Below are 21,255 nucleotides of genomic sequence, written 5' to 3'. Positions count from 1 at the left end.
ATCACTTGGTTTCGCGTCTCCCCCGCATGACTTGACGCCCTTTTCAGACTCGCTTTCGCTCCGGCTCCGCGCCTTATCGCGCTTAACCTCGCCAAGCAGGGGAACTCGTAGGTTCATTATGCAAAAGGCACGCCGTCACACTTGCGTGCTCCGACCGCTTGTAGGCGCACGGTTTCAGGGTCTATTTCACTCTTCTGTCCGAAGTGCTTTTCACCTTTCCCTCACGGTACTGGTTCGCTATCGGTCTCTCGGGAGTATTTAGCCTTGCCGGATGGGCCCGGCAGATTCACGCAGGGTTCCACGTGCCCCGCGCTACTCAGGATGCCGCTACGCTTCACACGGCTTCATGTACGCAGCTTTCATGCTCTACGGCCGCGCTTTCCAGCGCGTTCCATTCGCCTTGCTTCTTGCGGTGTCGCGGTCCTTCAACCCCGCGCGTGCCGTAACACGCGCGGTTTGGGCTCCTCCCCGTTCGCTCGCCGCTACTGGGGGAATCACTGTTGTTTTCTTTTCCTGCGGGTACTAAGATGTTTCAGTTCCCCGCGTTGGCCTCCCGCCTCAGGCGGGATGTCATGCCTTCAGCATGACGGGTTGTCCCATTCGGAGATCCGCGGATCAAGGGCCATGTGCGCCTCCCCGCGGCTTTTCGCAGCTTGTCACGTCCTTCATCGCCTCCGAGAGCCAAGGCATCCGCCGTGCGCCCTTATCTACTTACGCCGCCGCTCGCTCTTCCTTCCGGAAGAGAGCGGGCATATACCTCTGGCTGATGCTTGCAGAATAGCCTGCAAGCGCTCGTTTCTCTTTATTGCTTGTCACATCATGTCATAGAACTTCTTTCTAACAGTGGAGAATAACGGATTCGAACCGTTGACCCCCTGCTTGCAAAGCAGGTGCTCTAGCCAGCTGAGCTAATCCCCCAAGACCGTAGTCCCAGGCAGAGTTGAACTGCCGACCTCCACATTATCAGTGTGGCGCTCTGACCAACTGAGCTATAGGACTGGCGTTGAACCTCTGTTGTATCTGTATGGAGAAGACTCGGAAAAGGCAGCGCCCAGGAAAGGCCGCTCCAGAAAGGAGGTGTTCCAGCCGCACCTTCCGGTACGGCTACCTTGTTACGACTTAGCCCCAATCACCGGTTTTACCCTAGGGCGCCCCTTTCGGTTACGCACTTCAGGCACCCCCGGCTTTCATGGCTTGACGGGCGGTGTGTACAAGGCCCGGGAACGTATTCACCGCGCCGTGGCTGATGCGCGATTACTAGCGAATCCAGCTTCGTGGAGCCGGGTTGCAGGCTCCAGTCCGAACTGGGAGGGGCTTTTGGGATTGGCGCTCCGTCGCCGGATGGCGGCCCTCTGTACCCCCCATTGTAACACGTGTGTAGCCCCGGACGTAAGGGCCGTGCTGATTTGACGTCATCCCCACCTTCCTCGCATCTTACGATGGCAGTACCGCCAGAGTCCCCAGCATAACCTGATGGCAACTGGCGGAAGGGGTTGCGCTCGTTATGGCACTTAAGCCGACACCTCACGGCACGAGCTGACGACAACCATGCAGCACCTCCACGCCTGCCTTGCGGCTGTGCCGTTTCCGGCACATTCAGGCGCAGTTCAAGCCCGGGTAAGGTTCCTCGCGTATCATCGAATTAAACCACATGTTCCTCCGCTTGTGCGGGCCCCCGTCAATTCCTTTGAGTTTCACCGTTGCCGGCGTACTCCCCAGGTGGGGCACTTAACGCTTTCGCTAAGCCGCCGGCTGTATATCGCCGGCAGCGAGTGCCCATCGTTTACCGTGCGGACTACCAGGGTATCTAATCCTGTTTGATACCCGCACTTTCGAGCATCAACGTCAGTTGCGGCCTAGCAGGCTGCCTTCGCAATCGGGGTTCTTCGTGATATCTATGCATTTCACCGCTACACCACGAATTCCGCCTGCCTCGAACGCACTCAAGAAAGCCAGTTTCAACTGCAATTTTACGGTTGAGCCGCAAACTTTCACAGCTGACTTGACATCCCGTCTACGCTCCCTTTAAACCCAATAAATCCGGATAACGCTCGCATCCTCCGTATTACCGCGGCTGCTGGCACGGAGTTAGCCGATGCTTATTCATAAGGTACATACAAGCTCCCACACGTGGGAGGTTTTATTCCCTTATAAAAGGAGTTTACAACCCGTAGGGCGGTCATCCTCCACGCTACTTGGCTGGTTCAGGCTCGCGCCCATTGACCAATATTCCTCACTGCTGCCTCCCGTAGGAGTTTGGGCCGTGTCTCAGTCCCAATGTGGGGGGCCTTCCTCTCAGAACCCCTATCCATCGTCGCCTTGGTGGGCCGTTACCCCGCCAACAAGCTAATGGAACGCACCCCCATCGCACACCGGATCACTCCTTTAATGGCGCTGCCATGCAGCCACGCCATACCATCCGGGATTAATCTTCCTTTCGGAAGGCTGGCCCGGAGTGTGCGGAAGGTCGGATACGCGTTACTCACCCGTGCGCCGGTCGCCGGCAAGCCTAGCAAGCTAAGCTCCCGCTGCCCCGCGACTTGCATGTGTTAAGCCTGTAGCTAGCGTTCATCCTGAGCCAGGATCAAACTCTTCATTGTAGAATATCTTTTTATTATAATTATCTTCTGTCAGGACCCATCCTATCTGCCGCCTGGAACCATCAAGATGGACAGGCGGTAATAGCACCGCTTCTTTTCCTTCGTCTCATCCAAAACATTTCATTGAACGCTTCTGTTTTCAGCGGCTCCCGCAAAAGAGGGAAACCGTTTGCAAAGATAAGGCGGATTTTTCAAACCGCCAAATTTTTGCGGGACTTTTTTCAAGGAGGCTTCCTGACCGTCTCGCGTTCAAGGGAGTTCCTTTCCGAAAGCGGGTGCAAAGGTACGGCTTTATTCCGGACCTGCAAGCGATGAGGGAGTTTTTTTGACGGAAAAATCAATGAATAATGCAGAAGCGCATGATATACAGGTAATTAAGAGCTAAAAAAAGAAGCGGCGTGAACGGGAAGGAGGAATGCCCGTACTCCTTATATATATTATATGCGCGCGCGAGAAAGGACGTATGCTGTAAAACATACGGCAGGAAAGGGGAAAAGGCAGGGAGGGGAGAAAAGGGCAGGAAGAACGCACAAGGCGGGTGAAGGGAATGCATCCGCAAGGAGCCAAAGCCTGCCGCACCGCAGGAGGGAAAACAGTTTCACCATGGTTTATATATACTGAAACTTTAGTTTCAACGTGCTGAAACTAAAGTTTCAATAGATGAAAACTACAGTTTCAGCATTACTAAACCAGGCACGAGACTACTCTTGGCTGTGTAGCTTTGTAGAAAAGGTTGACTACTTTAAGTCTTATTCGTAGTACGGTTGACTCGTATTATTACTATTCATGCACAGGGTTAACCCTGTGGCCGTTTTTTCATGAAAAGGGTTTACCTTTCCGTTTTCGAGGCAAAGATAAGCTTTATTTTCATCTTCCTCTCTATAACAAGGTAAAAACGTAAGTTTCATCCGGAGGCCGGCAGGCTTCCAGTCTGTGGGCGGCTTTGTCCTTTTATGGCTCTCTCCCGGAAACTGGTCCACTTCTTCTTCAGCTCCCCCTTGCACCGGGAGGCTTCGGCCGGCGTCATGCCGTCCAGGCTCCAGTGGGGACGTTCGTTGTTATAAAAGTCCACCGCCGCCTTCACCGCCTCCCTTACCTGAGTGATGTTCAGGAACGTCATGCCGCCGAGCAGCTCATTCTTGACCGTGTTGTTCACCCGTTCGGCCACCGCGTTGTCTTTCGGATTGCCGCTTTCGGTCATGCTGATGCGGACCTGACGTTCCTTCAGACGCCGCGTGTACTCGTAACTGGCATATTGTACGCCCCGGTCCGAATGGTGGATCAGGCCGCTCAAGTCCCTGTCCCCATAGTGCCGCAAGGCCATTTCCAGCGCTTCAAGGGGATAGCGGGAGTCCAATGTCTCGCCCACGCTATAGCCCACGATTTCCTTTGTGTAATAATCGGTTATGAGCGAAAGGTAGCAGAACGTGTATTCCCCCCGTCAACGGATCCGTCCAGCATACGATGTAGGTGATGTCGCTCACTATCAGCTGGCAGGGCGCATCGGGTATCAGCGCTTTCACCAGGTTCGGATAGACCGGAAGCCCGTGGCGCGAATCGGTCGTCACGGCACGCCGCTTACGGCGGCGGAGCTTAAGCCCGTGGCGTTCCATTATCGCATAAAAACGGTTGAAGCCCACGTGCCAGGCTGTGCCGAAACGGCGGTTGTACATCTGCCACAACTTGCCTCCTCCTATGCCCGGATCCTTGCGGCGGACCTCTCTGACGTAGTCCACAACGAAAGATTCCAGCGCCAGGCGGTGCAAAAGCTTGTCCTCATGCTTGTAGTAGGCCTGTTTGCTCACACCAAGCAGACGGCACATCGGGGCAATGCCGTAAAGACGCTTGTCCCGGACGTGCAGCCTACATGCTACTTGGTGCCAGCTTTTTTTAGCCGTATGCCGTATACTTCCTCCCCGAATGCGACCATCTCTTCATAGAAGTCGGCGCGGAGGCGTTCCCGTTCAAGCTCTTTCTTCAAACGGGCCAGTTCATTCTGAAGACGCTTGTAATCTTCCGGAGTCACATCTTTTCCTTGACGTTTCATCTGTTCTGCTATTTGAGGGTTTTCACGCTCAAAGGTAGACAATATACGATACAAAGTCGTACGGCTTATGCCGAATTTTTTCATTAAGGCGGAATTGTCCAACCCCTCAACTTTACACAAACGGTAAATCTCTACTGCACGGATGCAAGAATGATCGTGCACAAAACTTTCTTCTTTTTTCATTTTCTTGACTCTGATTTATGAGTCAACCTTTTCTAAAATAAGACACTGTAAAAGCAAAAGGAAGCGGGCGGGATAACAGAGGCTTAAGTAGAGAATCTTGACAAAAGATATCGGTAAACCACCCGGCTTCTTATCTACCGGAAAACGTGAAGTGTCTAATTTTTTGACACTGAGTGTCTAATTTTTTGACACTTCAAAAAACAGGCATTTTTATAAGATACTGATTATCAAGACCAATTTTGTTTGGCACGATCTTTGCAATAAATATAGTGAAAACAAGAAGCACATACTGCTTGTAAACGTAAAAAGCATAACAAATAATTACAACGAACATGAACCAAACGATTCTACGCAACCTGTTTTACACGCTGAAGCGGTTCCGCACGGCTTCATTCCTAAATTTATTAGGACTATCCGCCGCCTTTGCCGCCTTCATCGTAATTATGATGAAAACCCGTTATGAACAACAATTCGACACCTGCTATCCCGAACCCGAACGGCTGGCGGTGCTGAACCTTTCCATTGACGGGAAAGACAACGAGCTGGTGGTGGTGCCTCGCCCGTTTGTAGATGCTGCCATCCAAGAGACCACGGGAATCGAATGCGGCACCCTGCTTTCGATGCAATTCGGAAGTAATCTGGTATATACTGACCCGCACTATCCGAAATACATCAAAGAAAACGTTGCAACTGTATATCCCGATTTTGCAAAGACTATCGGAATGACTTTCGTGGAAGGCAATGACGAAGGGCTGGACACCCCCAACGGAGCCATTATCTCGGAAAGCCAAGCCAAACGGCTTTTCCCTGACGGAAGCGCCATAGGTAAATACATCTATTTGGAAAGTCCACACCAAGCTACCGAAGAAACACAATTCAGGATTAGCGGAGTGTACAAGGAATTCCCGAAAAATGCCCAACTCACCAATGACATCTATTGTCGCATTGGAGAAAAATGGGACCTCAACCAATGGGGAAGCTGGAGCTATCTGGCTTTCGTCCGCCTGAAACCCGGAGTCACTTACGAAGAAGTCAACCGCCAATTGGTTCAGAACAAGATTATCAACGATAAGATGGAGAAGTCATCTGATTTCAAGGAAGTCAAGCCCATGGTTATTCCTATCCGAGACGTGTACTACCACACCAAGCCGTGGTTCTACTTCAAGACGGGCGACCTGCAGCACACGCGCCTGATGATTCTCATCGCCATACTGGTCATCGGCATCGCCGCCGTGAACCTTATCAACTTCACCACCGCCCTCACCCCGATGCGCATCCGCAGCATCAATACGCAGAAGGTGCTGGGAAGCTCTGTCGGCTCGCTCCGCACGGGACTGGTGCTGGAAGCCGTATGCACCGTGTTGCTGGGCTGGCTGATTGCACTGGGTATCGTAGCTTGCCTCACGCAGACACAGGCACTGGATGCGTTGGGTTTCAATCCCGCACTGAAAGACTATCTGCCCGTCATTTTCGGAAGCGTAGGCATCGCCCTGCTGACGGGTGTACTTGCCGGACTTTATCCGGCATGGTACATGACCTCGTTCCCACCCGCACTGATGCTGAAAGGCAACTTCGCCCTGAGTGGAAAAGGAAAACGGCTCCGCACCGCACTGGTCAGCTTCCAGTATTTCATCTCGGCATGCCTCATCGTGTGCTCCACCTTCATCTTCATGCAGAACGAATACCAGAAGAACATCCGCACCGGATTCGACCGCGACATGCTACTCATCGCCCAAATGCCTCAAAAACCTTTCCTGAGCCAGCCCTACAAGGCATTCGACCAGCAACTATTGGGCTATCCGGAGTTTGAAGGCGTGGCGTATGCCAACGATCGGATGGGAGGCGGAAACGTGTACAACATCCAGGGATTTACCATAGCCGAGCAACACGTACAGCCTTTCTATGTCCGCGTCTCTACCAACTTCCCGAAGGTGATGGGCATGAAGGTGACCGAAGGGCGCGACTTCCTGCCCGGCGACTCCGTAGGGCGGAACGTAAGGCACTATATCGCCACTAAAGAATTTAAGAAGATGTATAACCTGCCCACCGGACAGGAACTGAATGCCGACTGGATGGGGAAAGCCGAAATCACGGGCTACGTGGACAACGTGGCGTTCACCTCGAACCGCATCACCGCCTTCAGCGGAACGCCCTTCGTATTTACTCCTAATTTATACGATGATGACGTGCTTCCTTTCGGCTATATCCGTGTAAAAGCCGGAAGCGACCCTGCGCAAGCCCTGAGCCACGCCCGCGAAGCCTTCGAGAAGAGCTTCCCCGGCTATGCTGCCGAGATTGATTTCTTCGACAACGTATATAAGAAACTCTATACCGCCGAGACCAACCAGCAACAGGTAGTCATCGCCTTCAGCGTGCTTGCTATCCTCATCTCGCTGGTGGGCGTGTTCGGGCTGACCATTTTCGAGACGCAATACCGGCGCAAGGAAATCGGGGTGCGCAAGGTGTTCGGTGCCAGCACGAGCCAGATATTGTGGCAATTCAACCGTGCCAGTCTGAAAGTCGCCATCCTTTGCTCGGCAGTGGCGATGCCGGTTGCCTATTACGTAATGGATAGCTGGCTCCTGTCGTTCACCCAGCGCGTGCCGCTCTCGGCGTGGGTGTTCGTCACCGCCTGCCTGCTGATTATCCTGATGACCCTCGTCACCGTGACCGTGCAGAGCTACCGTGCAGCGAACAGCAACCCGATAGATTGTGTACGGGCAGAGTGACACCATTTTGAAACGCAGATTAACACAGATTTTCGCAGATTATCATTTTAGCATAATCGGGTGAAAACCTGAAAACCCTAAAATAAAATCCGCGCTAATCCGCGAAAATCTGCGTTTCAATAAGCAAACAAAAGAAATTATTAACCAATAAACACTTATACTATTATGATTAAGATTGAAAACCTTTGCAAGACATTCCGTACTACAGAAGTAGAAACTATCGCGCTCAACAATGTCAGTTTCGAGATAGCCGACAAAGAATTTGTTGCCATTATGGGACCTTCGGGATGCGGCAAGTCCACCCTGCTGAACATCATGGGGCTGCTCGACAACCCGACATCAGGCGATTATTATCTGGACGAAAAAGAAGTGGGACACCTGAAAGAAAAAGACCGCACAAACGTGCGCAAAGGCAACATCGGCTTCGTATTCCAGAGCTTCAACCTGATAGACGAACTGAACGTGGCGGAGAACGTGGAACTGCCCCTCACCTACCTGGGCGTACCGTCCGCCGAACGGAAGCAGCGCGTGGCGGACATCCTGAAACGGATGAACATCAGCCACCGCGCCAAACACTATCCGCAACAGCTCTCCGGAGGTCAGCAACAACGTGTGGCAATCGCCCGTGCCGTGGTATCGAATCCCAAAATCATCCTTGCCGACGAGCCGACCGGTAACCTCGACTCGAAGAACGGACAAGAAGTAATGGAGCTTTTGACCGAACTGAACAAGGAAGGCACGACCATCGTGATGGTGACACACAGCCAGCGCGACGCCGGATATGCCGGACGCATCATCAACCTGTTCGACGGGCAGATTGTGGCTTCCATTGCCGAAATGTAGTTTCCTTACTATTCACCACAGAGGACACAGAGGCACACAGAGTTCTTAAATTTATTTCCTCTGTGGGACTCTGTCTGTTATGGCGGATTTGTAATCCGCCGTAATTGAGCTTGCGGATTTGCAATCCGCACACCCACACTGATGATTCGGATTTGTAATCCGAGCACTCAATGACGCCGGATTGCAAATCCGGCGTAACGAAGCTCTAAGCAGTAACTATATACTGTGAAGAAACGCAGATTTTCACAGATTAACGCAGATTAAACAGATGATTAAATTTGAATCCGCGTTAATCTGCGTTTCCAAACAAACAATTAAATAGTAAATAAACCAGATGAAAAAAGCACTGAACAACCTCTTCCGACGGGGCGAAGCGAACCCCATAAAGATTCTCTGCCTCGGCGTGGGCCTCGCCATCGGGCTTGCCATGATAGCCGAAGTGATTTACGAGACCAGCTACGACAACTTCCTGCCGCGGCTGGAAGACACGTACCGCATCACCGAGAAATACAAATCAGCGCAAGACGACACGTGGCGCCCCTATACGAAAACACCGGGTGCCACCGCACCAGGCGTAAAGCGCTACTGTCCCGAAGTGGAAGCCGCCACACGGTTCACGTGGCTGCAAGACGAAATGCACCTCGTGACGGAAGACCAACGGGAAGTGACCGCCAACGCACACTTGTGCGACAGCTCGTTCTTCGAAGTCTTCCCGCGCCGCATCCTCATTGGAGAGAATCCGCATACCGGACTGGAGAAAGAGAACAATGCCTACATCTCGTCGCGCCTTGCCGAAACATTAGGCACCGATATCGTGGGGCACACCTTGACGTGGAAAGAGTTTCCCGACTTCAAGCTCAACATCGTAGGCATCTTCGAAGAATTTCCCGAGAACACCCACCTGCCCCGCTTCGATGTAGTGGTGGCACTGCCCACCATCGGGCAGGTAATGGGCGACGGGCGCGACAACTGGCTGGGAAACGACCGCTACAGCAGCTACGCCCGCCTCTATCCCGGCACAAAGCCTGAACAACTGACCGCCAACGTGAAACGGATGCTGGAAACCAACCTGCCGATGGAGCATCTGAGAAAGACCGGAGCCAGCTACGAGATCGGTTTCCAGCCCGTCGGCGAAATCTTCTCCTCGTCGGACTACAACCGCATCATGCGCATCGTCTTCCTCGCCTTCGGCATCCTGATGCTGGCGGTGGCGGTATTGAACTACATCCTGCTGGTCATATCGGGCATGGTAAACCGTGCCAAGAGCATCGCCACCTACCGCTGCTACGGGGCGGAGAGCCGCGACATCTACCGCATGGTGCTCGCCGAGTCGGCACTCCACGGGCTGCTTAGCCTCGCGCTGGCGGTGCTGATTATCTTCGGCATCCAAGACCTGCTGCAAGAGCAGATAGGGCACAGCCTGCACTCGCTCTTCCCCCCGGCGACGATAGCCGTGTGCGTTGTCATTACCATCGCCGTCATCTTGCTCTGCGGTGCAATGCCCGGATATCTGTACACGCGCATTCCCGTCACCTATGCCTACCGCCGCTACACCGAAAGCAAGCGGCACTGGAAGTTAGGGCTGCTCTTCGTGCAGTTCCTCCTGACCACGTTCTTCGTTGCCGTGCTGGCGGTCATCAGCCTGCAATACAACAAACTGACCAATTACGATGCCGGTTTCGAATACAAAGACATGCTCTACGTATCGCTGCCCGGTACGACCGGAACCGAACAGCAGCGTTGCGTACAGGAACTGAAGAAGCTACCCGAAGTGGCAGGCGTGACGTGGGGCTATCAAGATCCGTTCGAGCGTTGCAGCGGGAACAATGTGTATGACAACGAAACGGGAGCGGAATTTATGAACATCGCCGACATGTACCTCACGGGAGACGATTATCACCAGGTGTTCGGCATCCCCGTCATCGAAGGAACAGCTTTCACGCCCCACCTGAGCGACACCGTGGCACGGCAGGTAATGGTAAGCCGCAAGTTTGTGGAACGGATGCGCGAACTGGCAGGCTGGACAGGTTCGCCCATCGGCAAAACAGTCTTTATCACCGAGCACAAAGGACCGCTCACCATTTGCGGTGTGTACGAGGAAATCCATTTCGGCTCGCAAATGGCGGAAGATGCCGACGAGCGTCCCACGGTGATGTTCTATAGCCCCGAGCCACGCAGTTACCTTTTCATCCGCCTGCGCCATCTGACGCCCGAAGGCATGAAAGCCGTACAAAACGTCGTATCACAGACGATGCCCAGCCAGGAGAAACACGTCTATAGCCTCGCACTGGAAATGGACAACCTGTACGACAGCATCCTGCACGTGCGCAACAGCATCTTCTTCACCGGGCTGTGCATCTTGATTATCGCCCTCATCGGACTCACCGCCTACATCCGCGACGAAATCAGCCGCCGCCGTGCCGAGATAGCCATACGCATCATCCACGGAGCCACGGTGGGCAGCGTGCAACGCCTCTTCCTCGCCGGCCTGCTGAAGATTGCCCTCCCTGCCGCCCTCATCGGCGCACTCGTGGCATGGCGTGTCAGCATCGCCCTGCTCCAGCTGTTCGCCGTCAAGATAGAGCTGACGTGGTGGCTCTTCACGGGATGCGCCCTCGTAGTGCTCCTCGTCGTATGGGTGCTCTCCGCCCTCCTCGTCCTGAAAGCCGCCCGAATGAATCCTACGGAGAACCTGAGGACGGAGTAAATGTTATTTTAATCACCACAGATTACACGGATTATTAAAATAAAAACACAGAGACACGAAAGCACAGAGTTTAATTTTGATTATTCTCTGTGCCTTCGTGTCTCTGCGTTCAATATAAAAATCTATGCAAGCTGTGATGAGTTTTTAGCGCGTTTCACGTAAATCGAGATACAAACCAGCCCCAGAAGCACGATGAAGACACCTACCAGCGACGGATAACGGTACCCCATACCGGCGTCTATCGGCAATCCGCCCAGATAGGCACCCACGGCATTGCCCAGGTTAAAAGCGATCTGCACACACGCCGCTCCCATCATCTCAGAGCCGCGCGAGTTCTGCAAAAGCAATAATTGCTGGGGAGGAGAGACCGCAAAGAGGCAAGCCGTGCAGACAAACATCAGGATGACGGACAGGTACGGATTGCGGGTAAAGAAGAAGATGCCCAGCAATGACAATACCATCACCATCTGCGTGACACGGATTACCGGAGCCAGCCCGTAAAGGTCGCCGCACTTGCCTCCCACCAGATTACCGATGGTCATGCCCAATCCGGCAAGCATCATCACGGCGGTCATCGAATGGGGCGAGAAACCTGCTTCGTGAATCATCTGCGGCGTGACATAGCTGAACCAGCAGAAGATGCCCCCGTTGCCGAACATTGTAGTCAGGATAATCAGCCACGGAGCCAGCCGCTTCAGAAAACGGAACTGACCTTTCAATCCCACGTCGGGCAGAGCGGGCATATACGGAATCCACCGCCAAATCAGATAGAATATCAAGACTCCCCAAAGGGCATTGAACACGAAAGGAAAGCGCCACGAAAACAGGTTACTCAACAACGTGCCGAAAGGAACCCCGAAGAGGTTGGCAATGGTCATCCCCGCTATCATCAACGCTACCGCCTGCGAAGCTTTTCCTTTATCCGCCACCCGTTCCGCCACGATGGAACCTACGCCGAAGAATGCCCCGTGAGGCAATCCCGAAACGAAGCGCATCAGGAGCAACATCCAATAATTCACCGACATCGAAGCGAACAGATTCCCTACGATGTAAATCATCGCCAGTCCCAACAATATCTGCTTCAACGGACGGGTACGTGCCACCACTACGGTCAACGGAGCACCTACGCACACCCCAATGGCGTATGCCGAAATAAAGTGCCCTGCCTGCGGGATAGAAATGCCCAAATCATGGGCCACATTGGGCAGAATGCCCATCATTACAAACTCGGCAATTCCTAAGCCCAGCGTGCCGGAAGCCAATGCCATCAAACTTTTCTTCATACAGATTATCCTGATTGTGTTTTTCCACCACAGATTACACAGATTTTATAATTGATTTAATCTGTGTAATCTGTGGTGAATATTCAAAACGGATGCAAAGGTAAAGGAAATTCATCAAACATAAACGGCTGGGAACACAAAGCATACGCATTTTTTGACATACATCAACAGCAAGGCACAACAGGCTCAAAACACCGGACGGTATGCACGCAACTCCTTGCGCAATGCCAGCGCACGCCCTTCCGTCATCCGGTCGAGCAACTCCCAGAAGCGGGGACCGTGGTTCATCTCACGGGTGTGTGCCAGCTCGTGCAATACCACGTAATCCATCAGATGCGCCGGGAGCAGCATCAGGTAATACGACAGGCTGATATGACGTTCCGATGAGCAACTTCCCCACCGGGAGCGTGCCTTGGTAATCTTCACCGTCCGATACGACAATCCGTACCGTTCTGCCCAACATGCCACCAACGGAGGCAGATACTCTTCCGCCCGTTTCTTCAAGGCACGGGCTATGGCATTCCGCACCAACGTCTGTACCCGTTTGTCTGAAAAGTCAGTATCTTCGGGACAACAAATCTTTACTCCCTCTTCGGCAGAGCGCACGGTGAAATGCTTCAGCCGGCTGGGTTCGAGCCACAACCGGAAGCACTCCGCCTCCAGCCTATAATCCCAATCGAAAGGCTTGGGAGACACGTCTGCCTTCAACTTCAGCAAGCGTTCACGGAAAGGGCGGATTACGTCGAGCAACGCTTTCACGCTCCGAAAAGGAGGCGTGGTGACATGCAGCCCGTCTTCTTTCATCCGCATCGTGACGTTGCGCACCGTACGGCGGGTCACGATGAATATCTGCCCGAAATCGGCATCACTTACAATTTGTTTCTTCGCCATCATAACGCCGGCGAAGATATAAAAAAAGAAGAAAGAATCACTGCTCACGCGGTAATTCTTTCTTCAATATTGAGTTAGTAATTTTAATTTGAGAGAATTGAAACTTCACAGCCTCATCAATGATTTTTCTAATAAGCACTAACTAATATATATTTAAAAGCAAATGAAAATGTCACTGTTTATTTCTCACGTCCTTTTCCGGAACATTCTCTATGGGCGCCTTTACCGAATCGGGCTTATACGCCACCTGCGGGTCTTGCATCTCATGTTCGAACTGGTCGTAAACGTAAATAATACTGCTTCGCCCGCCGTCCGCCGAGTGCTTCACTACCCCTCCTACCGTAAAAAGGAAAGCCATTACAGCAGCTGCCTTGAACAACGGCATCATCCGCATACGCCACGTCAAGCGTTTCGCCTTTACTACGGGACGCTCTATTTCGGCAAGCACACGTTCGTCGAAATCTTCTCCCAGTTTTGGCATCCTCGCCGCATCTTGATAAGCAAATAAGGACTTGTAGCGCAACAGATGAACCGGAACTTCTGCCTGACGGAAGAAGCAGCGCAGGATTTGTTCCTCTTCAAGCGAGGTTTCACAATTCCAATACTTATCCAACAACTGTTCAATATACTTATAATCCATAATTGTTTATCTCGTTATATTTCGTCTTTATCCGTTGCCTTGCCCTGAACAAATTGACTTTTACTTGTTCTTCTGTCAGCTGGAGTATCTCGGCTATCTCTTTATAACTCTTGCCTTCGATATCGCGAAGCTGAATAATGGAACGCTGCTTTTCGGGAAGCCCATTTATCAACCGGTGTACGATTGATAATTGCTCGCTCTGCTCCATTTGCCGGTCAGGCACCAATGCATCGGGCATTTCCTGTGTCTCGGGTGTCAACTCCACGTTTTGCGCTTCCTTCTTCTGGCTCCGGTCAATCGCTAAATTGCGCGCTACCGTAAGGCAATAAGCTTCTACCGAATCCATCTGGCTCCATTCTTCCCGCTTGTCCCATACCCGAATCAGTGTATCTTGAACAATATCCTCCGCTTCCGCACGGTCGAAGGTGATGCGGAGAGCCAGCCTGAAAAGCTTGTCTTTCAAGGGCAGGATATCGTCTCGAAAACTGATTTCTTGCATTGCTTTCTATAAGGATGACGGGTGAGTGGCTGAAAAGTTACACTCACCCGCTATTTTTTTTTGAATTATTTTTTGATTATCGTGCCAGCTTCCGTACCAATGGCTGATGCTGAGGTGATTACCACCTGGCTCACTCCCGCATCGATAGCGGAAAAAGAATTTTCCAACTTCGGAATCATCCCTTCCTTGATGATGCCTTCCGCCACATATTGCTTAAACAAGTCAGGCGTAAGCACAGGAATGACACTCTCGTCATCGTTCTCGTCGCTCAATACGCCTTTCTTCTCGAAACAAAAGACCAAAGTCACATCGAACAGACGGGCCAGGGCTTTGGCGGTTTCGCCCGCTATGGTATCGGCATTGGTATTGAGGATATGCCCCTGCCCGTCATGGGTAAGCGGAGCCATCACCGGCACCACTCCTCTTTGGATAAGGGCTGCCAGCGCACCGGCATCCACCCGCTCTACATCACCCACAAAGCCATAATCAATCTCTTTTACCGGACGCTTCACCGAACGGATGACATCCATATCGGCACCCGTCAACCCGATGGCGTTTACGCCCTTAGCCTGCAGTCCTGCCACAATGTTCTTGTTGACCAGGCCGCCGTACACCATGGTCACCACTTTCAAGGTTTCGGCATCGGTGATGCGCCGTCCGTTCACCATCTTGCTTTCGATACCCAGCTGAGCCGCGATACGGGTAGCGGAACGCCCGCCCCCATGCACCAGAAGTTTATTGCCGGGCAATGCGGAGAAGTCGTCCAGAAGCTGGTCGAGCGTACCGGCTTCTTCTACAATCTTCCCTCCCACTTTAATGATAGTCAGTTTTTCTTTCATAAGCTAATGTTGTTTTGTGAAAAAACGAACGCAGAGACACAAAAGCGCAAAGTTTAGAAGCTGTTTTGAATTTCTCCAAAAAGTTTTTCTTGGCTTGATGTATCCGTTTTCGTGTGTGCTTTGGGCGATTTTTTGGTCCTTTCCGCTCCTGTTCTTCGTCAGATAGCCCGCTATCTTCCTCATCACAGAAGCGGAAATGCCTCAAAAACTCATCCCAAATCATCGCACGATAAATTCAAAACAGCTTCTATTTTTTAAGAGAGCAAAGAACGCAAAACGTGGCGTTTGGCTCCGTGCATTTTGCCTCTTTTAAATAAAATGAATATCCGCATTTTACCTAATTGACTGTAGGGGCGTATGCGATACGCCCCTACATGGAATGTTTGCGGATATTCAAATTAAATAATCACTCCGCATCTTTGCGTCTCTGCGTTCGATTTTAAGTCACTTATTCCAAATACGTATATCCATACAGCCCCGAACGGTAGTTGGCGAGGAACTCCTTGCCTTCTTCCAAGGAAATCTTCCCCTCCTTCACCGACTTGGTCACCCACGTCTCAAGGGTGCGCACCAGTTTCTTCGGACTATATTGCACGTAATCGAGCACCTCTGCCACGGTTTCCCCGTCAATCACCTGGTCAATGGTATACCCCTTGTCGCTCACGCTGACATGGACGGCGTTCGTGTCTCCGAACAAGTTGTGCATATCGCCCAGAATTTCCTGATAAGCCCCGACCAGGAACACACCGATATAATAAGATTCTTTCGACTTGATGGAATGCACCGGCAAATCGTGCGCCACATTGCGCGAAGTCACGAAGTTGGCTATCTTCCCGTCCGAATCGCACGTGATGTCCTGCAAGGTAGCCGTACGGTCGGGACGCTCGTCCAAGCGCTGGATAGGCATAATGGGGAATATCTGGTCTATCGCCCACGAATCGGGGAGCGACTGGAAGAGCGAGAAATTGCAGAAATACTTGTCGGCAAGCAACTTGTCGAGGTTCCGGAACTCGTCGGGAGCGTGTTTCAAGCCCGAGGCAATCTGATTGATTTCGCGGGTCACCGACCAATACATACGCTCTATCTGCGCGCGTGTCTTCAGGTCCACGATGCCGTGGCTGAACAGGTCGAGGCTTTCCTCGCGTATCTGCTGCGCGTCGTGCCATGCCTCCAGCATCCGGCTTTGCCCCAGATTGTCCCAGATTTCATACAGTTCATGCACCAGCTCGTGGTCATCAGGACCCACTTCAAACTCCTCGTCCATCGAAGGAAGCGAAGCAGTCTCGAGCACTTCGAATATCAATACCGAATGGTGCGCCGTGAGCGAGCGGCCGCTCTCGGTGATGATATTGGGATGCGGGATGCCGTTCTTGTTGCTCGCATCCACCATGATGGAAATGGAATCGTTGACATATTCCTGAATGGAATAGTTCACGCTGCTCTCGCTGTTCGAAGAGCGTGTGCCGTCGTAGTCCACGCCCAATCCGCCGCCTATGTCGACGAACTCTACGGGGAACCCCATCTTGTAGAGTTGCACATAGAATTGCGAAGCCTCGCGCAAGGCGGTCTTGATGCGGCGTATCTTAGTCACCTGGCTGCCGATATGGAAATGAATGAGCTTCAGGCAATCCTCCATTTTCTTTTCCTTGATGAAGTCGAGCGCTTCGAGCAGCTCGCTGGAGGTCAGGCCGAACTTGCTGGCGTCGCCTCCGCTCTCCTCCCACTTCCCGCTTCCCGAAGAAGCCAGCTTGATGCGGATGCCGATATTGGGGCGCACGTTCAGCTGCTTGGCTATCTTGGCTATCAGCCGGAGCTCGTTCTGCTTCTCTACCACCAGGAAGATGCGCTTGCCCATCTTCTGCGCCAGCAGAGCCAGCTCAATATAGCTTTCATCCTTGTACCCGTTGCAGATGATTAGCGAATCGGAGTCTGTATTAATGGCAATCACGGTATGCAATTCGGGTTTCGAACCTGCCTCCAGCCCCAGATTGAACTTCTTCCCGTGGCTGATGATTTCCTCTACCACCGGACGCATCTGGTTCACCTTGATGGGATAGATGATGAAGTTCTGCGCGTTGTAGCCATATTCCTCCGCCGCCTGCTGGAAACAATTGGAGATTTTCTCGATGCGGTTGTCCAATATATCCGGAAAACGCACCAGCATGGGAGCCGTCACGTCCCGGAGCTGCAGTTCATCGACCAGTTCTTTCAAGTCGACCGCCACTCCATTTTTACGCGGAGTCACCACTACATGACCTTTGTCATTGATACTAAAGTACGAAACACCCCACCCCGTAATGTTGTAGAGTTCTTCTGAATCTTCAATACGCCATTTTCTCATTTCACAACATAAAAATCTTTGTTTATAAATCTATTTATTCAAAGGTATCAGATACCCTTGTGAATTTATTGAACACAGAGGCACAAAGACACAGAGTCTTTTTTAATTGACAACTGCGGTACCGCATGGTTTATTGCCAATTGTCCATTGCTAATTATATAGTCAATCAGAAATGAATTGCGAAAAATCATTTGTCATGCTGAGTGCCTATTTCCTGCGGAAAATCCATTCGATTATGACAAATTGTAAATTCGTCATTGGTAACGAAGTGAAGCATCTCGGATGCGCCCACGTGGATGTACACGAGATCCTTCACGTTCGTTCAGGATGACAATACATCAAGATTTTTTCGCAAACCAATTTTGTTTTACTATAATTATTAATTCCTCCGTCTATAACTTGTCAACTTTCTTCCAACATTTTCTTCAATTGTTCCACCGACTCGCTTATCTGTTCGCGGCTCTCCAAATAATCGGACGGGAACCAATGTTTGGCTTTCCCATAAAACGCCATGCGTTCTGCCAGCCCGTTCCGAATCACTTCTTTCAGTTCCTCATCGGTCTTGCCGGACAATAACGGACGCTTGGATTTCGCCACTTTCAACCGGCGGAACAGCGCCTCGAACGAAGCGTTGAGGAACACGGTTTCGCCCGTCCGGTTCATATAGTCTATATTGTCGAAAAAGCAAGGGGTCCCGCCCCCTGCCGCTATCACCACATTCTCAAACTCGCCTGCCTCATGCAGCATGTTCCGTTCCACTTGGCGGAATCCTTCTTCCCCGCGCTCGGCAAACAAGTCTTTTATCGACTTGTGCATCCGCTCTTCGATATACCAGTCCAAATCGATGAATTGAAGATGCGCGGCTTGGGCGAACGCTTTTCCCAAAGTCGTCTTGCCCGAGCCCATATAGCCAATCAAATACACCCGTTTCATCATTTCCGCTTAGCCGTGTGACGAATCTTACGGGTTTCCGCCTTCTCCTTCTGCAGCTCGATGACCTTAAAGCACGCCTCCATATTCAGGAACGACGCGTCTATCGAGTCCGGAATCTTATAGTTCTTTCCTTCATACGAGATGTAAGGGCCGTATTTCCCGTTCAATATCTGCAAGTCGGGATTCTCGGGGAAAGTCTTGATAACCCGCTTGGCAGCCGCGTCCTGCTTCTCCCGGATCAACTGCACGGCTTCTTCCAGGGTAATCGAGAGCGGGTCCATCGGTTTGGGTATCGATACGAACTGATTGTCACACCGCACGTACGGGCCGAAACGCCCGTTCCCCACAGACACTTCCTTCCCTTCCAGCTCTCCCAACGTGCGGGGCAGCTTAAACAGGTCGAGCGCCTCTTCCAAGGTTATGGTTTCCAGCGAATGTTCTTTCTGCAGCTGGGCAAAGCGGGGCTTTTCCGCGTCTTCGGCAGTACCGATTTGCACCACCGGACCGTATTTCCCGATTTTCACCGACACTTGCTTCCCGCTGGCAGGGTCTGTCCCCAAGATACGTTCGCCGACCTTGTGTTCCGACCGGCTCGCCATGGTTTCTTCTACCAGCGGATGAAAGCCTTCATAGAAATGCTCCATGACATCGCCCCACTGTTTCTCGCCCTCGGCTATCTCGTCAAATTGTTTCTCGACGCTCGCCGTAAAATTATAATCCATGATTTGGGGGAAGTATTCTTTCAAGAAATCGTTTACCACGATGCCCACATCCGTAGGGAGCAGTTTCGCCTTTTCGCTTCCGGTCAGTTCCACTTTGGTGCTCTCCTCGATTTTCCCTCCCTGCAAGGACAATATCCGGTAAGGACGCTCCGTGCCTTCGCGGTTTCCTTTCTCCACATATCCGCGCTGCTGGATGGTGGAAATGGTAGGCGCGTAGGTAGAAGGACGCCCGATGCCCAGCTCTTCCAGCTTACGCACCAGGCTGGCTTCGGTATAACGGAAAGGAGCCTGCGTGAAACGCTCCATGGCGGTGATTTCCTTGTATGCCAGCGCCTGGCCGACTGCCAGTGCCGAAGGCAAACGCATTTCGCCTTCCGGCTCGGCGCCTTCATCATACGATTCCTTATACACGCGCAAGAAACCGTCGAACGTAACCACCTCGCCTACGGCGATAAACTTATCTTCCTCGCCGCTGATAGAAATAGTGGCAGTTGTCTTTTCCAGTTCCGCATCAGCCATCTGCGACGCCAGCGTACGTTTCCATATCAATTCATACAGGCGCCTCTCCTGGCCGGTCCCCTCAATCGTCTCGTTCGACATATACGTGGGGCGGATGGCTTCGTGCGCTTCCTGGGCGCCTTTGGTTTTCGTCGTATAATGGCGGGTCTGCACATACTTCTCGCCCATGCGCGAAACGATGGCTTCACGGCTCGTGTCCAGAGCCAGGTCCGACAAGTTCACCGAGTCGGTACGCATATAGGTAATCAATCCGTTCTCATACAGAAGCTGGGCAATCCGCATGGTCTGCGCCACCGTAAATCCCAACTTGCGCGCCGCTTCCTGCTGCAGGGTCGAGGTAGTGAAAGGAGCGGCAGGCGATTTCTTCATCGGCTTCGTAGTTATATCCTCAATCTCGAACTCCGCCTTCTTGCATTTTTCCAGAAAAGCCTGCGCCTCTTTCTTCGTCTTGAAGCGCCGCCCCAATTCAGCCCGGAACTCCTCTCCTTTGGCATTAGCGAACACAGCCGTCACCTTATACAAAGCCTCGCTCACAAACGCCTGCACCTCACGCTCGCGCTCCACAATCAGGCGCACTGCCACCGACTGCACACGGCCAGCCGAAAGAGAAGGCTTGATTTTCTTCCACAACACGGGCGAAAGCTCGAAACCTACAATACGGTCGAGCACCCGGCGTGCCTGCTGGGCATTCACCAAGTCGATATTAATCGTGCGCGGATGCTTGATTGCATTCAATATCGCCGTCTTCGTGATTTCATGGAACACAATCCGTTTCGTCTTTTCCGGCTCCAACTGGAGCACCTCATACAAGTGCCACGATATGGCTTCCCCCTCACGGTCTTCATCGGATGCCAGCCATACCATATCAGCCTTTTTCGCTTCCTTCTTCAAGTCATTCACCAGCTTTACCTTATCAGCCGGTATTTCGTATATCGGGGCGAAATGGTTTTTCACATCAATACTGAACGATTTTTCTTTCAAATCACGGATATGCCCGTAACTTGAAAGCACCTTATAACCGTCGCCCAAGAACTTCTCGATTGTCTTAGCCTTAGCCGGAGACTCCACTATTACCAGATTATTCTGCATGATTCTGTATCCCAATTAATGTTTCTCGGGGACAAATGTATGAAAAAAACATCAAGTAACACCATGTAACAAGGAGGGTTTCTTCATTTTTCTTGATTTTTTCATAAAAACAAACACAAAGGCGCAATGTTTTTATTTTTAAAAGAGCAAAGAGCAGCGTTGTCACGCCGGATTCGTAATTAAAAGAATCCGGCGTGACAAGGGCAGAATAGTCAATCATAGTCAGTTTAGTTTTAAGGTTAGTATTTATTTAATTTTCAATTGCAAAGGTACAGTTTCTTTTTCACATGGCAATGGATTTTAAACGAGTGAATGTAAAAATCCGTCAACAATATTTGGTGTTACGTGTATATCCCTGCAAATAAGCTATATAAGGTGACAGAAATATCA

Annotated in this window: 16 protein-coding genes, 2 tRNA genes and 2 rRNA genes (1 of these 20 running past the window's edge); 3 read left to right on the top strand and 17 right to left on the bottom strand. The window is 51.7% G+C overall.

The features are described from left to right. From BACSA_RS15350 to BACSA_RS15325, 7 genes are all read right to left on the bottom strand, one after another. Nucleotides 1-717: ribosomal RNA gene (locus BACSA_RS15350) — 23S ribosomal RNA — on the bottom strand (it extends 2,163 nt beyond the left edge of the window). A 127-nt stretch (nucleotides 718-844) separates the two neighbouring features. Continuing rightward, nucleotides 845-918: transfer RNA gene (locus tag BACSA_RS15345), tRNA-Ala, on the bottom strand. A 7-nt stretch (nucleotides 919-925) separates the two neighbouring features. Then, a tRNA-Ile gene (locus BACSA_RS15340) sits at nucleotides 926-999 on the bottom strand. A 71-nt stretch (nucleotides 1,000-1,070) separates the two neighbouring features. Further along, nucleotides 1,071-2,600, bottom strand: a 16S ribosomal RNA gene (locus tag BACSA_RS15335). The 16S and 23S rRNA genes sit together here with 2 tRNA genes alongside, the layout of an rRNA operon. A 904-nt stretch (nucleotides 2,601-3,504) precedes the next feature. After that, a complete protein-coding gene (locus tag BACSA_RS20680; RefSeq protein WP_245546553.1) occupies nucleotides 3,505-3,969 on the bottom strand; it encodes an integrase core domain-containing protein in 465 nt (154 codons plus the stop codon). 1 nt (nucleotide 3,970) lies between these two features. Further along, nucleotides 3,971-4,423: a hypothetical protein gene (locus BACSA_RS20675; protein WP_245546552.1), complete on the bottom strand. Its 453-nt coding sequence runs from the start codon at nucleotides 4,421-4,423 to the stop codon at nucleotides 3,971-3,973. A gap of 47 nt (nucleotides 4,424-4,470) precedes the next feature. Further along, a complete protein-coding gene (locus tag BACSA_RS15325) occupies nucleotides 4,471-4,830 on the bottom strand; it encodes a hypothetical protein (protein WP_013616650.1) in 360 nt (119 codons plus the stop codon). A gap of 332 nt (nucleotides 4,831-5,162) precedes the next feature. On the opposite strand from BACSA_RS15325, the gene BACSA_RS15320 reads away from it, so the two are divergent. From BACSA_RS15320 to BACSA_RS15310, 3 genes are all read left to right on the top strand, one after another. Next, a complete protein-coding gene (locus BACSA_RS15320) occupies nucleotides 5,163-7,559 on the top strand; it encodes an FtsX-like permease family protein (protein WP_013618945.1) in 2,397 nt (798 codons plus the stop codon). A 165-nt stretch (nucleotides 7,560-7,724) separates the two neighbouring features. Next, nucleotides 7,725-8,402, top strand: a complete 678-nt coding sequence (locus BACSA_RS15315) for an ABC transporter ATP-binding protein (protein WP_013618944.1) — start codon at nucleotides 7,725-7,727, stop codon at nucleotides 8,400-8,402. A gap of 334 nt (nucleotides 8,403-8,736) precedes the next feature. After that, nucleotides 8,737-11,109 (top strand): ABC transporter permease, encoded by a 2,373-nt coding sequence (locus tag BACSA_RS15310; protein ID WP_013618943.1) that lies wholly within the window; start codon nucleotides 8,737-8,739, stop codon nucleotides 11,107-11,109. A 122-nt stretch (nucleotides 11,110-11,231) separates the two neighbouring features. On the opposite strand, the gene araJ is transcribed toward BACSA_RS15310, so the two are convergent. The 10 genes from araJ to BACSA_RS15260 form a co-directional block, all read right to left on the bottom strand. Next, nucleotides 11,232-12,392, bottom strand: coding sequence for an MFS transporter AraJ (gene araJ, locus BACSA_RS15305; RefSeq protein ID WP_041584072.1), 1,161 nt, complete (start codon nucleotides 12,390-12,392; stop codon nucleotides 11,232-11,234). 186 nt (nucleotides 12,393-12,578) lie between these two features. Further along, nucleotides 12,579-13,283: a M48 family metallopeptidase gene (locus tag BACSA_RS15300; protein ID WP_041584458.1), complete on the bottom strand. Its 705-nt coding sequence runs from the start codon at nucleotides 13,281-13,283 to the stop codon at nucleotides 12,579-12,581. A gap of 172 nt (nucleotides 13,284-13,455) precedes the next feature. Continuing rightward, nucleotides 13,456-13,923, bottom strand: a complete 468-nt coding sequence (locus BACSA_RS15295; protein ID WP_013618940.1) for a hypothetical protein — start codon at nucleotides 13,921-13,923, stop codon at nucleotides 13,456-13,458. Beyond that, complete coding sequence (locus tag BACSA_RS15290; protein ID WP_013618939.1) at nucleotides 13,913-14,422, bottom strand: RNA polymerase sigma factor; 510 nt, start codon at nucleotides 14,420-14,422, stop codon at nucleotides 13,913-13,915. Before BACSA_RS15290 ends, BACSA_RS15295 begins: the two co-directional genes overlap by 11 nt. A 65-nt stretch (nucleotides 14,423-14,487) precedes the next feature. Beyond that, complete coding sequence (gene argB / locus BACSA_RS15285) at nucleotides 14,488-15,261, bottom strand: acetylglutamate kinase (protein ID WP_013618938.1); 774 nt, start codon at nucleotides 15,259-15,261, stop codon at nucleotides 14,488-14,490. After that, nucleotides 15,236-15,484, bottom strand: a complete 249-nt coding sequence (locus BACSA_RS15280; protein WP_041584071.1) for a hypothetical protein — start codon at nucleotides 15,482-15,484, stop codon at nucleotides 15,236-15,238. Before BACSA_RS15280 ends, argB begins: the two co-directional genes overlap by 26 nt. Nucleotides 15,485-15,709: 225 nt before the next feature. Beyond that, entirely contained in the window at nucleotides 15,710-17,602 is a 1,893-nt protein-coding gene (speA, locus tag BACSA_RS15275) for a biosynthetic arginine decarboxylase (RefSeq protein ID WP_013618937.1), read from the bottom strand. Nucleotides 17,603-18,004: 402 nt separating this feature from the next. After that, nucleotides 18,005-18,535: a shikimate kinase gene (locus tag BACSA_RS15270; protein WP_041584457.1), complete on the bottom strand. Its 531-nt coding sequence runs from the start codon at nucleotides 18,533-18,535 to the stop codon at nucleotides 18,005-18,007. Further along, nucleotides 18,535-20,865 (bottom strand): type I DNA topoisomerase, encoded by a 2,331-nt coding sequence (topA, locus tag BACSA_RS15265; protein ID WP_013618934.1) that lies wholly within the window; start codon nucleotides 20,863-20,865, stop codon nucleotides 18,535-18,537. The genes BACSA_RS15270 and topA overlap by 1 nt, the downstream gene beginning before the upstream one ends. Beyond that, nucleotides 20,855-21,085, bottom strand: coding sequence for a hypothetical protein (locus BACSA_RS15260; RefSeq protein ID WP_013618933.1), 231 nt, complete (start codon nucleotides 21,083-21,085; stop codon nucleotides 20,855-20,857). The genes topA and BACSA_RS15260 overlap by 11 nt, the downstream gene beginning before the upstream one ends. Nucleotides 21,086-21,255 lie beyond the last annotated feature (170 nt).

The sequence above is a fragment of the Phocaeicola salanitronis DSM 18170 genome (assembly GCF_000190575.1).
GTDB lineage: Bacteria > Bacteroidota > Bacteroidia > Bacteroidales > Bacteroidaceae > Phocaeicola > Phocaeicola salanitronis.
This window is presented reverse-complemented; position numbering and strand designations above follow the sequence as displayed.

Excerpts from the sequence above, each read along its gene's own strand:
- BACSA_RS15310 (WP_013618943.1), top strand. The coding sequence starts at position 8,737 with ATGAAAAAAGCACTGAACAACCTCTTCCGACGGGGCGAAGCGAACCCC.
- BACSA_RS15320 (WP_013618945.1), top strand. The coding sequence starts at position 5,163 with ATGAACCAAACGATTCTACGCAACCTGTTTTACACGCTGAAGCGGTTC.
- BACSA_RS15280 (WP_041584071.1), bottom strand. The coding sequence starts at position 15,484 with ATGATTTGGGATGAGTTTTTGAGGCATTTCCGCTTCTGTGATGAGGAA.
- argB (WP_013618938.1), bottom strand. The coding sequence starts at position 15,261 with ATGAAAGAAAAACTGACTATCATTAAAGTGGGAGGGAAGATTGTAGAA.
- BACSA_RS15260 (WP_013618933.1), bottom strand. The coding sequence starts at position 21,085 with ATGATTGACTATTCTGCCCTTGTCACGCCGGATTCTTTTAATTACGAA.
- BACSA_RS15295 (WP_013618940.1), bottom strand. The coding sequence starts at position 13,923 with ATGGATTATAAGTATATTGAACAGTTGTTGGATAAGTATTGGAATTGT.
- speA (WP_013618937.1), bottom strand. The coding sequence starts at position 17,602 with ATGAGAAAATGGCGTATTGAAGATTCAGAAGAACTCTACAACATTACG.
- BACSA_RS20675 (WP_245546552.1), bottom strand. The coding sequence starts at position 4,423 with ATGTGCCGTCTGCTTGGTGTGAGCAAACAGGCCTACTACAAGCATGAG.
- BACSA_RS15290 (WP_013618939.1), bottom strand. The coding sequence starts at position 14,422 with ATGCAAGAAATCAGTTTTCGAGACGATATCCTGCCCTTGAAAGACAAG.
- araJ (WP_041584072.1), bottom strand. The coding sequence starts at position 12,392 with ATGAAGAAAAGTTTGATGGCATTGGCTTCCGGCACGCTGGGCTTAGGA.
- BACSA_RS15300 (WP_041584458.1), bottom strand. The coding sequence starts at position 13,283 with ATGGCGAAGAAACAAATTGTAAGTGATGCCGATTTCGGGCAGATATTC.
- topA (WP_013618934.1), bottom strand. The coding sequence starts at position 20,865 with ATGCAGAATAATCTGGTAATAGTGGAGTCTCCGGCTAAGGCTAAGACA.
- BACSA_RS15270 (WP_041584457.1), bottom strand. The coding sequence starts at position 18,535 with ATGAAACGGGTGTATTTGATTGGCTATATGGGCTCGGGCAAGACGACT.
- BACSA_RS15315 (WP_013618944.1), top strand. The coding sequence starts at position 7,725 with ATGATTAAGATTGAAAACCTTTGCAAGACATTCCGTACTACAGAAGTA.
- BACSA_RS15325 (WP_013616650.1), bottom strand. The coding sequence starts at position 4,830 with ATGAAAAAAGAAGAAAGTTTTGTGCACGATCATTCTTGCATCCGTGCA.